The sequence below is a fragment of the Kushneria halocnemicola genome (genome assembly GCF_965650455.1).
In the GTDB taxonomy this organism is placed as follows: domain Bacteria; phylum Pseudomonadota; class Gammaproteobacteria; order Pseudomonadales; family Halomonadaceae; genus Kushneria.
In genome coordinates, this window is record NZ_OZ287968.1 from 2,960,137 (window position 1) to 2,972,964 (window position 12,828).

Sequence of the window (12,828 nt, forward strand, 5' to 3'; positions counted from 1 at the left end):
GGCCGGAAACAGGTTTCAAAAAAATAAAAAAACCGGGCATCGATAACGTCTCGATGCCCGGTTCGACAGAGCCACGCTCCCCCGTGAGGGGGCGGATTATTCTACCGTGACACTCTTGGCCAGGTTGCGCGGCTGGTCCACATCGGTGCCCTTGAGCACGGCCACGTGGTAGGAGAGCAGCTGCAGCGGCAGGGTATAAAGAATCGGCGCGATCACATCATCGACGGCCGGCATGCGCAGCACATGAACCCCTTCGCTTTCATTGATGGCCACGTGCTCATCGGCAAAGACGAACAGTTCACCGCCACGGGCGCGGACTTCCTGCAGGTTGGACTTAAGCTTTTCCAGCAGTTCGTCGTTGGGCGCCACCGCGATGACCGGCATGTCGCTGTCGACCAGCGCCAGCGGACCATGCTTGAGCTCGCCGGCCGGGTAGGCCTCGGCGTGGATGTAGGAAATTTCCTTGAGCTTGAGCGCGCCTTCCAGAGCGATCGGGAACATGGTGCCACGGCCCAGAAACAGGGCGTGATGCTTCTCGGCAAAGGCCGAGGACATGGTCTCGATCGCGCTGTCGAGTGCCAGACCGCGGGTGATCAAACGCGGCAGTTCACGCAGGGCATTGACCAGACGGGCCTGCACCTCGTCATCGCCCTGACGCGCCTGGCGCAGGGCCAGGGTGAGCAGCAGCAGCGCCACCAGCTGAGTGGTAAAGGCCTTGGTCGAGGCCACACCGATCTCGGGGCCGGCCTGGGTCATCAGTGTCAGGTCGGATTCGCGCACCAGCGAGCTGCCCGGCACGTTGCAGATCGCAAGGCTTGCCAGATAGCCGCCCTTTTTGGAGGCGTGGCGCAGCGCTGCCAGGGTATCGGCCGTTTCGCCGGACTGGGACAGCGTCACGAACAGCGTGCCGTCCGGCACGACCACTTCGCGGTAGCGATACTCCGAGGCCACTTCCACCTGGGTCGGCACGCCCGCCAGCTTCTCCAGCCAGTAACGCGCCACCATGCCGGCGTGATAGCTGGTGCCACAGGCGATGATCTGAATGTTTTTGACGCGATCGAGCAGGTCGTCGGCTTCGGCGCCCAGAATGCGGGTGAACACGTGTCGATCGCCCAGACGGCCTTCCAGGGTATTGGCGATGACCTGGGACTGCTCGTGGATCTCCTTGAGCATGAAGTGGCGATAGTCGCCGCGCGAGACGGCGCCGTCACCGTGCTCGAAGATCGAGCTGGGGCGCTCGACGCTCTGACCGGCGTTGAAGATTTCAATGTTGCCGCCCACGGTCAAACGCGCCACGTCCCCTTCCTGCAGGTAGATGAAGCGGTCGGTGACCTGCAAAAGCGCCAGCGGGTCGGAGGCCAGAAACGCCTCGTCGATCCCGACACCCACGACCAGCGGGCTGCCCTTGCGTGCGCCCACAATCTGATCGGGATAGTCGGCGTGGGTTACAGCCAGCGCATAAGCGCCGTTGAGCATTTCCACCACGTGCTGAAAAGCGGAGAGCAGATCGTCATGACGCGAGACTTCACGCGACATCAGATGCGCGATGACCTCGGTGTCCGTTTCGGACAAAAAGACGTAACCTTGGCCTTCAAGCTCGGCCTTGAGCGTTTCATAGTTTTCGATGATGCCGTTGTGCACGACCGCCAGGCTGTCGCCGGACTGGTGCGGGTGGGCATTGTTTTCGGTGGGCCGACCGTGCGTGGCCCAGCGGGTATGGGCGATGCCGACATGACCGCGCAGACCGGCCGCCTGCAGTTTTTCTTCAAGAGCGGCCACCTTGCCGACCGCACGCTGGCGCGACAGTCGCGCATCAGCAGACAGCACGGCCATGCCGGCGCTGTCATAGCCGCGATACTCAAGACGCTTGAGTCCCTCAAGCAGAATGTTCTGCACCTGACGGTCAGCGACCGCGCCCACAATGCCACACATAGATTGTCTCTCCTGAAATGCCAAAAAATTGCGATATCACCCCGGATGCCGGACCCCGTCCGCCACCCGATGGTGTCACGGCGCCTGCGTGCTGACACAGATCAGCTCGACGCCCTGGTCACGAATGTGTTGACGGCCTGACGCATCCAGCCCGTCGTCGGTAATCAATACATCAATCTGCGCCCAGCCCAGCTCCAGATTGGGAATGCGCCGGCCGATCTTGTCGGACTCCGCCATCACCACCACCTCGCGAGCCACCTCGGCCATCACCTGCGACAGCCCCGTCAGCTCGTTGAAGGTGGTCGTGCCCCGCGCCAGATCGATGCCATCGGCGCCGATAAAGAGCTGATCGAAGTCGTAGGCACGCAGGACGGTCTCGGCCACCCGGCCCTGAAAGGAGGCCGAATGCGGGTCCCAGGTGCCGCCGGTCATCAAAAGGGCAGGCGGGTTATCCAGTGCCTGAAGCGCGCCGGCCACGCCCAGCGAGTTGGTCATGACGACCATCCCGATACGATGTGCCAGCGCCGGAATCAGTGCGCTGGTGGTACTGCCGCTGTCGATGATCAGCCGCGCGTGATCGGCAATGCGTTCACTGGCCGCCCGCGCCAGCGCCTGTTTGACAGGAGAAATCCGATGACGCTCCTGATCCCCTTCACGCGGCACGAGCGTGGCGCCCCCGTGGCGTCGAATCAGATGGCCGGCGCTTTCAAGCGTGGCCAGATCCTTACGGATGGTCACGCTTGAGGTCTCAAAGTGCTGGGCCAGCGTCTCGACGGCGACCTCGCCGCGCGCAGCCAGCAGATCAAGAATGGCCTCCCGGCGTTGTGGGGTCTGACGTCGACTCATGGAAATGGGCAGCCATCCGTAAATTGAAATCTTTATCTTTCGATTCGAAAGAATTTGAGTTTCGAATGAAAAACCACAACGGGGTCGAGGTCAAGCAAAGGCGGCGCTTTTGGCACAAAAACATGCGCCTTAAGTCGAATACCTCCACAAGAGCACAGGTCGTCATCAAAAACGGGCGCCACACATCCGTGCGGCGCCCGTCGAAGATATTTACCCTGGTGGAATACGGCTCACTTGCGATGCGGCGGTGTCCAGCCCTGCTTGTTGATCTGGCGGGCGCGGGCGATGGCCAGTGCCTGGTCGTCGACCGTCTCGGTCACGGTGGAACCGGCAGCCACCGTGGCGTTATCGCCGATCGTGACCGGGGCGACCAGCGCCGAGTTGGAGCCGATGAACACGCCATGGCCGATCTCGGTGCGGTGCTTGTTGACGCCATCGTAGTTGCAGGTAATGGTGCCGGCACCGATGTTGACGCCCTGACCCAGGGTCGCATCACCGATATAGCTCAGATGGTTGATCTTGCTGCCCTCGCCGACATGGGCCTTTTTGGTCTCGACAAAATTGCCGATACGCGCCTTTCTTTCCAGCCGCGTGCCCGGGCGCAGACGGGCAAAGGGGCCGATGGCATTGTCGCCAGCGGTCTCACTGCCCTCGATCATGCTGTGGGCCTCGATGCGCGTCGCGTCACCGATGCTGGCATCACGAATGATGCTGTAGGGACCGACGTGAACGCCGTCGCCCAGATGGACCCGACCTTCAAAAATGCAGCCGACATCGATGAAAACGTCCTGACCCACGCTCAGCTCACCGCGCACGTCCAGCCGCTTCGGATCAGCAAGGCTCGCCCCTTCACGCATGAGCCTCTCGGCTTCGCGGGACTGATGAACGCGCTCCAGTGCCGAGAGCTGCACCCGGTCATTGACGCCCTGGACTTCACTGACCAGCGCCGGCTCGGCCGTGGCCACCTCGACCCCTTCACCGGCCGCCATGGCAATGATGTCGGTCAGATAGTACTCGCCCTGAGCGTTATCACTGGACAGCGCCGGCAGCCAGCGCCGCAGCTGATCACCGGTGGCAGCCAGAATACCGGTATTGCACTCATTGATTCCGAGCTGTTCCGATGAGGCATCCTTTTGCTCGACGATGGCCACGGCCTGCCCCTGATCGTTGCGCACGATGCGCCCATAGCCGTGCGGGTTGGCCATGGTGACGGTCAAAAGCGCCATGTGCTGCTCATCGACCCGGTCGACCAGGCTGCTCAGGGTACGGGCCTGAATCATCGGCACGTCACCGTAAAGCACCACCACCGGACCGTCGCCCAGCGCTTCAAGCGTCTGCGCCACGGCGTGACCGGTGCCGCGCTGTTCAAGCTGATGGGCAAAGCTGATGGGCAGGTCGGACAGCGCTGCCTGCACCTGCTCAGCGCCGTGGCCCACGACCACATGAAGCCGCGGGGACGAGAACGCCTCCATGGCTGACTCGATGACATGACGCACCATGGGTTTGCCGGCCAGTTCGTGCAGTACCTTGGGCTTTTGCGAACGCATGCGACTGCCCTGACCGGCAGCCAGAATCACGACATCAATGGACATGAAAGAAGACTCTCCCCCGCGCTGAATGAAAACGATCACCGATCATGCACCCGACAGATGACATTTTCTGTCATGGCTGATCACTGCTTTGACAGACAGTGTATCAGGGCATGAGGCGATCGCATTGGTCCAGATGCGCATGGCAGTTACAAAAAAGGCGGCCCGAGGGCCGCCAACAAAACGCATCCATGACTTGTGGTCATGATGCGACAATCTCGCTCGAGACCGTGTCTTTCAAAACGCTGCTCTCGAGACTACTGGTTGCCGCGACGGTTGCGCAGCTGGGAGAGGGTACGCAGTCGGGCGGTCGCCGCTTCGATCTCGGCCAGCGCCTGCTGGTAGTCCATCTCGCCACTTTTGCCCTGCAGGGCCTGGCGCGCTTCATCACGCGCCTTTTCGGCTTCGGCGGCATCCAGATCACGGGCACGATCGGCACTGTCGGCCAGTACGATGACCATGTTCGGCTGCACTTCCAGAAACCCACCGGAGACGAAGAAGACTTCTTCTTCGCCGCCGTCATGGATGATCCGGACCGGACCCGGCTTCAGCTCTGTCAGCATCGGCTCATGCCCGCGCAGAATACCCAGCTCACCCAGCACACTGATCGCTACAACGCGTTCCACTTCGCCGGCGAAGATGTTGCGCTCCGCGCTGACGATATTGCATTGCATGGTCGCCATGAGCGCCCCTCCTTACATGCTGTCGGCTTTCTCGATCGCTTCGTCGATCGTACCGACCATGTAAAACGCCTGTTCAGGCATATGGTCGTAGTCGCCGTTGAGAATGCCCTGGAAGGCGCGAATGGTTTCCTTGAGCGACACGTATTTGCCGGGTGCGCCGGTGAAGATTTCCGCCACGAAGAAAGGCTGTGACAGGAAACGCTGGATCTTTCGCGCCCGTGCCACGGTCTGCTTGTCTTCGTCGGAAAGCTCATCCATGCCCAGAATGGCAATGATGTCCTTGAGTTCCTTGTAACGCTGCAGAACGTTCTGCACGCCACGCGCCACGCTGTAGTGCTCATCGCCCACGACCAGCGGGTCCAGCTGACGCGAGGTGGAGTCCAGCGGATCTATGGCCGGATAGATACCCAGCTCGGCGATGGAACGTGCCAGTACGACCGTGGCATCCAGGTGCGCAAAGGTGGTGGCCGGCGACGGGTCGGTCAAATCGTCCGCGGGGACGTAAACGGCCTGCACGGACGTGATCGAGCCGGTCTTGGTCGAAGTGATGCGCTCCTGCAGCATGCCCATCTCTTCGGCCAGCGTCGGCTGATAACCCACGGCGGACGGCATACGACCCAGCAGTGCCGATACTTCGGTACCTGCCAGCGTATAGCGGTAGATGTTGTCGACAAACAGCAGGACGTCACGACCTTCGTCACGGAACTGCTCGGCAATCGTCAGACCGGTCAGGGCCACGCGCAGACGGTTGCCCGGCGGCTCGTTCATCTGACCGTAGACCAGCGACACCTTGTCGAGAACGTTGGACTCCTTCATTTCATAGTAGAAGTCGTTACCTTCACGCGTACGCTCACCGACACCGGTAAAGACCGAATAGCCGGAGTGCTCGGTGGCGATGTTACGGATCAGCTCCATCATGTTGACGGTCTTGCCGACACCGGCGCCGCCGAACAGACCGACCTTGCCGCCCTTGGCAAACGGGCAGATCAGGTCGATGACCTTGATGCCGGTTTCCAGCAGTTCACTGGAGGCCGACTGATCGGCAAAGCTGGGCGCGGCACGGTGAATCGGGCTGCGCTTGTCTTCACCGATGGGACCGGCTTCGTCAATCGGCTCGCCCAGCACGTTCATGATACGCCCGAGGGTCTTTTCACCCACCGGTACCGAAATGGGCGCGCCCGTGCCGGACACGGTCATGCCACGCTTGAGCCCTTCGGTAGAGCCCATGGCGATGGCACGCACGATGCCATCACCCAGCTGCTGCTGAACTTCGAGTACGGTGCCGGTCTCTTCCACATTCATGGCTTCATAAACGTGGGGGACCTCGCTGCGGTCAAACTCGACGTCAATCACCGCACCGATGATTTGTACGATACGTCCGCTCATCCTGATTCCTCTTGAACCTGTAAATAACTGTCCGACGGGCCGACCTAGACCGCAGCGGCACCACCCACAATTTCGGAAATTTCCTGGGTGATGGCTGCCTGACGCGCCTTGTTGTACTGAAGCTGCAGGTCATCAATGATGTCACCGGCGTTATCAGTGGCGTTTTTCATCGCGATCATGCGAGCGGCCTGCTCGCTGGCAATGTTTTCAACCACCGCCTGGTAGACCTGCGACTCGACATAGCGCACCAGCAGCTTGTCGAGCAGGCTTTGAGCGTCCGGCTCGTATACGTAACCCCAGCCGCCTTTCGAAGCGCTTACCGCTTCCTGTGAAGATGACGCGTTTTGATCAACGTCCTCTTCGGGCAGCGGCAGCAACTGGCGCACGATCGGCTTCTGGCTCATGGTGTTAACGAACTCGTTGTACACCAGATCCAGTCGATCGATCTCGCCGTTGTCAAAGGCTTCCAGCATGACATTGACGCTGCCGATCAGCTCGCTCGCCTCGGGCGCATCGCCCAGGTTGCGGTTCGCGGCCAGCAGGTCACCGCCGTACTTGCGAAAGAAGACACTGCCCTTGGTCCCCAGCGCGCAAAAGGCGACGCTGACGCCCTGATCGCGCCACTGCCGTACTTCCTGCAGAACACGTCGAAACAGGTTGCTGTTAAGACCACCACACAGTCCGCGATCCGACGTCACCACGATATAACCGATGCGCTTGACCTCACGCTCGATCTGATAATCATGACGGTATTCCGGATTGGCCTGACTGATATGGCTGACGACCCGACGAATCTGGCCGGCGTAGGGCTGACTGGCCGTCATGCGCTCCTGAGCGCGGCGCATCTTCGATGCGGCCACCATCTCCATGGCGCTGGTGATCTTCTGGGTATTCTTGATGCTCCCGATCTGGGACTTGATCTCTTTTCCGGCTGCCATAGCGATATTCTCCTAAGCAATCAGCGCAGGGCGCCCGGACCCCGAGGGGTCCGGATCATCAATAGCTCTGCGTCGATTTAAACGATTCAACGCCGTCTTTCAGACCTTGCTGAATGTCCTTGTCGTAACCGCCGGTGCTGTTGATCTTCTCCATCAGCTCACCCTGTTCGGTGCGCATGTAATCGAGCAGATCACGTTCGAAATCCAGCACCTTGTCGACCGGTACGTCGGAGAGATACCCCTCGTTGGCAGCATAAAGCGAGACGGCCATGTCGGCGATCGACATCGGCGAGTACTGCTTTTGCTTCATCAGTTCGGTGACACGCTGACCGTGCTCGAGCTGCTTGCGCGTGGCTTCGTCCAGATCGGAGGCAAACTGCGAAAACGCTGCCAGCTCGCGATACTGCGCCAGCGCCAGACGCACACCGCCACCCAGCTTCTTGATGATCTTGGTCTGGGCACTGCCGCCAACGCGCGAGACCGAAAGGCCTGCGTTGATGGCCGGGCGAACGCCGGAGTTGAACAGACTGGTTTCCAGAAAGATCTGACCGTCGGTGATCGAGATCACGTTGGTCGGAACGAACGCCGACACGTCGCCGCCTTGGGTCTCGATGATCGGCAGCGCCGTCAGCGAACCGGTCTTGCCGGTGACTTCACCGTTGGTGAGCCTTTCCACATACTCGGCGTTGACACGCGAGGCGCGCTCGAGCAGACGAGAGTGGAGATAGAAGACGTCACCCGGATAGGCTTCACGACCCGGCGGACGACGCAGCAGCAGGGAGATCTGGCGATAGGCCACGGCCTGCTTGGACAGATCGTCATAGACGATCAGGGCATCTTCACCGCGGTCGCGGAAAAATTCACCCATGGTGCAGCCGGAGTAGGGCGCCAGAAACTGCATGGCGGCCGGATCGGCGGCGCCGGCAGCCACGATGATGGTGTGTTCCATCGCGCCGTGCTCTTCGAGCTTTCTGACCACGTTGGCAATGGTCGACTGCTTCTGACCGATCGCCACATAGACGCAGGTGATGCCCTTGCCCTTCTGGTTGATGATCGCATCGATGGCAATGGCCGACTTGCCGATCTGGCGGTCACCGATGATCAGCTCACGCTGACCGCGACCGATCGGTACCATGGCATCGATCGATTTCAGACCGGTCTGGACCGGCTGATCAACGCCCTGACGGGAGATAACGCCCGGGGCCACCTTTTCAACGGCGTCCGTCTCGGTGGTGTTGATATCGCCCTTGCCATCGATGGCATTACCGAGCGCGTCAACAACACGACCGACCAGTTCACGGCCGACCGGTACTTCCAGGATGCGACCGGTGCACTTGCCCGTCATGCCTTCCTGAAGCTGTTGATAGTCGCCCAGTACCACGACGCCGACGCTGTCACGCTCAAGGTTGAGCACCATGCCGAAGACATCGTTGGGGAATTCAATCATTTCCCCGAACATGGCATCAGCCAGTCCGTGGATGCGCACGATGCCGTCGGCCACGCCGACGATGGTGCCTTCATTGCGCGCCTGTGCATCAAGGTCGAGATTCTCGATCCGGCCCTTGATGATGTCGCTGATTTCGGAAGGATTCAGTTGCTGCATGCCATGTCCCTCGACTTCAGTGGTTCAAGACGCTGGAAAGCCGCGCCAGTCGTCCACGCGCCGATCCATCGATAACGGTATCGCCGGCACGAATGACGACGCCGCCCAGCAGCGTCTCATCCACGGAAGTGGTGATCGTGATTTCGCGATTCAGACGCCGCTTGAGCGCCTGTGCGAGCTTGTCTTTTTGTGCCTCGTCCAGCGGATAGGCCGAGACGATCTCGACGCTGACACGCTTTTCAAACTCGGCGCGTTCAGCCTCGAAAAGATCACTCAGCGATGCCAGAACGGGCAAACGCTGCTGTCGGGCCAGCACCATCAGGAAATTGGCGCCACGTTCAGGCAGCAGCTCGTCAAGCAGCCTGACGAATACCTGCCCCTTGTCATTCGATGAACGCTGCGGATCCACGAGCAGTCGCTTGATCCGGTCGTCATCGGTCAGACGTGCCGCCTCGGCCAGCATCGCTGACCAGGCATCCAGCGTGCTGTCTTCTCTGGCCAGCTCGAAAGCGGCCCTTGCATAGGGACGTGCCTGCGTGATGTGGTCTGACATGTGGCGTTTCCTCAGAGCTCTTCTGCGAGTCGATCAACCATCTCACGATGTTTCTTTTCGTCGATGGAGGACTCGAGAATGCGTTCAGCGCCCTGAATGGCCAGTGTTGCCACCTGAGCACGCAGTTCGCCCTTGGCCTGCTGAATCTCGCTGTCAATCTCGCTGCGGGCATTTTCAATCATGCGCTCGCCTTCGGCGCGGGCATCATTGCGTGCTTCCTCGATCATCTGATTGGCACGGGCACGCGTCTTGTCGAGAATGCGAGCGGCTTCCTCGCGGCTTTCACGCAGCGTTTCCTCGGCCTGTTCGTTGGCCTTGTGCAGCTCGGCGCGAGCACGGTCGGCCTCTTCAAGACCGTCCTGAATGCGCTGCTGACGCTCGTTGAGTGCCTGCGTGATCGGAGGCCACACATATTTCATGCAGAACCAGACGAAGATCGCAAAGGCGATCATCTGTCCGATAAGCGTCAAGTTGATATTCACGCGGATCTACCTCCTGCGGGTTCGTGATGGCCGGAAACGGCGACACCGAGCACAAGGGGCCCGGCGTACGGCGTTGATTTAACCGGCAACAACGAAGATCAGGTACATCGCGATACCCACACCGATCATGGGAACGGCGTCAAGCAGACCGGCCATGATGAAGGTTTTGGTCTGCAGCTGGTCACCCAGTTCCGGCTGACGCGCGGTAGAGTCGAGCAGCTTGCCACCGAGCAGGCCGAAACCGATACCGGTAGCAATGGCAGCGCAGCTCAGGATAAGGGCAGCAGAGATGTAGACGAGTTCCATGGAATGGCTCCTGTTTCAGGTTTTTTCAGACAAGGGGTAAAAGGGTTTTGAAGCGTATCTTGTTATTGGATTCAGTGCTCTTCGAAAGCAGCGCTCATGTACACCACACTCAGCACGGCAAAGATGAAGGCCTGCAGCGCGATGACCAGGATGTGGAAAATCGCCCACGGCACATCCAGTACCCAGATGGCCCAGAAGGGCAGCAGGGAAATCATGATAAAGATGACTTCGCCGGCAAACATGTTGCCGAAAAGACGCAGTCCCAGACTGATGGGCTTGACGATCAAAACGATCAGTTCAAGTGCCAGGTTGAAGGGGACCAGCGACCAGTGGTTGAAGGGGGTGAACGCCAGCTCTTTCGAGAAGCCGCCAAAACCCTTGTTGCGAATGCTGTAAAAAATGATCAGCAGGAAGACGCCAAAGCCCATGCCAAGCGTCGCGTTGGGATCGCTTGTGGGAACAATACGCATGTACTCGATGCCCAGCTTGTGGGCAATCTGCGGGAACAGATCGATGGGCAGCCACTTGAGGCTGTTCATGAAAAAGATCCAGCAGAAAAGCGTCAGTGCCAGCGGCCCGATCAGCTTGCTCTTGCCGTTGAAGCTGGTTCGGATGATGCCGTTGGAAAATTCGAACACCATTTCAAGGGCGTTCTGCAGGCCGGTCGGTACCCCGGTGGTCACTGTTTTTGCCAGATAGCGAAACAGCCACAGAAACAGCAGACCGGTGGCGATCGACCATCCCATGGTATCCACATTGATGGCCCAGAACCCCATCTCGCGGGCTTCATGCGCACCATGGGCAAAGGACCAGCCATTGTCGGGGTGTAGACCAAAGGTCAGGTTCTGAAGATGGTGAGTGATATACTCGGTCGAGCTCGGTGCGTCGCCTGCCATAACGTTGCCTTGAATCGTTTTTTAAAGGGAACCGGATCTGCTGATCAGCCAGGGGCTTAACCAGTAAACGCTCTGGACCAGCGCAAACGTGCCAAAAAACCATGCGGGCGCTTGCGGTGGCGACGTTATAAAAATGCCAGTAAACAGCAGGATTGTCAGAAAATGCTTGCCTGCCTGGGCTCGATACAAACTGCTTATCATCTGACGCCTGTAGCGTGCACCCCGAAACAAAAAGGCGCGCCAGGCGAAATACGCATTGGGCAGCACCCCTGTCATCCCTCCCATCAGTGCCGATAACGCCAGGGCGTTATCCGTCTCGAAAGCCAGCACTGTGGTAACCGCAACGACAATACCGAGCTGCACCAGCAATAATCTGTGTATTCCCGGGCGTCTCGGGGCTGCCGGCACTGCCGCAGCCGTGGGCTCGTGTCGTTGCATGGTTTTATGCATTCCCGAGATATTCGGCTCTTTGCGCCAGGCAGGCGGATTATAAGGAAGCCCCCCGGTCGCTTCAATGTCACAGGCATCGAAAATCGCAGGTTTTAAGCTGATCTGCACCAAAAGCGGCTCGATCCTGTGTCAAAGCGTCGCAGTTTACAACACCGAATTAAGTCGTGTTTAAGCGCACATGACCTCAGCGAATATGCGAAAGAATACCATCAAGCTCATCAAGGCTTGTGTAACGAATCGTCAGGCTTCCCTTGCCGGTTTTGCCATGACTGATCTGGACGCGTGCGCCCAGCAGTTCCGCCAGCTGATTTTCCAGACTGCCCACATCGCCCGAGGGTTTGTCGGAGGGCTTTTTGCTGTCCGGCGCGGCCTGTGCATATTTTTTGACCAGCGCCTCGGTCTGGCGCACGGTCAGACCGCGTTCGACCACCTCGCGCGCCGCCTGTCGCTGCTTGTTGCCCTTGAGACCCAGCAGGGCTCTGGCGTGTCCGACATCCATGTCGCCGCGCTCCAGCAGCTTCTGGACATCGTCTTCAAGCGCCAAAAGCCGGAGCATGTTGGCGATCTGACCGCGCGAGCGCCCCACGGCATCGGCCGTTTGCTGCTGGGTCAGGGAAAATTCATCCATCAGCCGCTTGAGGGCGATGGTTTCCTCGATGGGATTGAGGTCTTCACGCTGGATGTTTTCGATCAGCGCCAGAGCCAGCGCGGTTTCATCGTCAAGCTCGCGCACCACCGCCGGAATGACGTCCAGCTCGGCCATTTGCGCGGCGCGCCAGCGGCGTTCGCCGGCGATGATCTCATAGCGGGCGTCACTGCCCTCGGGCAGAGGGCGCACCACGATGGGCTGCATAACGCCGCGGGTTCGAATCGAGGCGGCCAGCTCTTCAAGTCGCTCGGGCTGCATTTCGCGACGCGGCTGATAGCGGCCGCGCGTAAGTTCTGCCAGCGGCAGGCGCTCAAGGCGTTCGCGGCTGTCGATCAGGGGGGATGCAGTTACTGCCGCCCCGGCAGAACCACCCTCGGGGTCCTGGGTCTGTGAACGCTGCCGGGCACCGGCGCCAATCAGTGCGTCCAGTCCTCTTCCGAGTGCGCGTTTACGCGTCATGAACAGTTCCTCGTTCAGGCCATGCGAAAGTAACAACACGCGCCGACGCAGCAAGC

Annotated in this window: 13 protein-coding genes; all 13 read right to left on the reverse strand. The window is 59.9% G+C overall.

Annotated features, from left to right (window positions below; translation table 11 throughout):
• Positions 1-96: 96 nt before the first annotated feature.
• Positions 97-1,932 (reverse strand): glutamine--fructose-6-phosphate transaminase (isomerizing), encoded by a 1,836-nt coding sequence (gene glmS, locus ACS92L_RS13420; RefSeq protein WP_438765496.1) that lies wholly within the window; start codon positions 1,930-1,932, stop codon positions 97-99.
• 75 nt (positions 1,933-2,007) lie between these two features.
• The gene (locus ACS92L_RS13425) at positions 2,008-2,778 is read right to left on the reverse strand and encodes a DeoR/GlpR family DNA-binding transcription regulator (protein ID WP_438765497.1); all 771 of its coding nucleotides are present in this window, start codon (positions 2,776-2,778) and stop codon (positions 2,008-2,010) included.
• A gap of 230 nt (positions 2,779-3,008) precedes the next feature.
• Positions 3,009-4,370, reverse strand: a complete 1,362-nt coding sequence (gene glmU, locus ACS92L_RS13430; RefSeq protein WP_438765498.1) for a bifunctional UDP-N-acetylglucosamine diphosphorylase/glucosamine-1-phosphate N-acetyltransferase GlmU — start codon at positions 4,368-4,370, stop codon at positions 3,009-3,011.
• A gap of 254 nt (positions 4,371-4,624) precedes the next feature.
• Positions 4,625-5,050, reverse strand: coding sequence for a F0F1 ATP synthase subunit epsilon (locus tag ACS92L_RS13435; RefSeq protein ID WP_438765499.1), 426 nt, complete (start codon positions 5,048-5,050; stop codon positions 4,625-4,627).
• A gap of 12 nt (positions 5,051-5,062) precedes the next feature.
• A complete protein-coding gene (atpD, locus tag ACS92L_RS13440) occupies positions 5,063-6,436 on the reverse strand; it encodes a F0F1 ATP synthase subunit beta (RefSeq protein WP_438765500.1) in 1,374 nt (457 codons plus the stop codon).
• Between the two features lie 44 nt (positions 6,437-6,480).
• Positions 6,481-7,374 carry a F0F1 ATP synthase subunit gamma gene (gene atpG, locus ACS92L_RS13445; protein ID WP_438765501.1) on the reverse strand — a complete coding sequence of 298 codons (894 nt, stop codon included), beginning with the start codon at positions 7,372-7,374 and terminating at the stop codon, positions 6,481-6,483.
• Positions 7,375-7,432: 58 nt separating this feature from the next.
• A complete protein-coding gene (gene atpA, locus ACS92L_RS13450; protein WP_438765502.1) occupies positions 7,433-8,977 on the reverse strand; it encodes a F0F1 ATP synthase subunit alpha in 1,545 nt (514 codons plus the stop codon).
• A gap of 16 nt (positions 8,978-8,993) precedes the next feature.
• The gene (locus ACS92L_RS13455) at positions 8,994-9,530 is read right to left on the reverse strand and encodes a F0F1 ATP synthase subunit delta (protein ID WP_438765504.1); all 537 of its coding nucleotides are present in this window, start codon (positions 9,528-9,530) and stop codon (positions 8,994-8,996) included.
• Between the two features lie 11 nt (positions 9,531-9,541).
• A complete protein-coding gene (locus ACS92L_RS13460) occupies positions 9,542-10,012 on the reverse strand; it encodes a F0F1 ATP synthase subunit B (RefSeq protein WP_438765505.1) in 471 nt (156 codons plus the stop codon).
• A gap of 78 nt (positions 10,013-10,090) precedes the next feature.
• Complete coding sequence (gene atpE, locus ACS92L_RS13465) at positions 10,091-10,318, reverse strand: F0F1 ATP synthase subunit C (protein ID WP_299257655.1); 228 nt, start codon at positions 10,316-10,318, stop codon at positions 10,091-10,093.
• 71 nt (positions 10,319-10,389) lie between these two features.
• A complete protein-coding gene (atpB, locus tag ACS92L_RS13470) occupies positions 10,390-11,214 on the reverse strand; it encodes a F0F1 ATP synthase subunit A (RefSeq protein ID WP_438765507.1) in 825 nt (274 codons plus the stop codon).
• Between the two features lie 21 nt (positions 11,215-11,235).
• Positions 11,236-11,772, reverse strand: a complete 537-nt coding sequence (locus ACS92L_RS13475) for an ATP synthase subunit I (protein WP_438768487.1) — start codon at positions 11,770-11,772, stop codon at positions 11,236-11,238.
• A 76-nt stretch (positions 11,773-11,848) separates the two neighbouring features.
• Positions 11,849-12,772 (reverse strand): ParB/RepB/Spo0J family partition protein, encoded by a 924-nt coding sequence (locus tag ACS92L_RS13480; RefSeq protein ID WP_438765508.1) that lies wholly within the window; start codon positions 12,770-12,772, stop codon positions 11,849-11,851.
• Positions 12,773-12,828 lie beyond the last annotated feature (56 nt).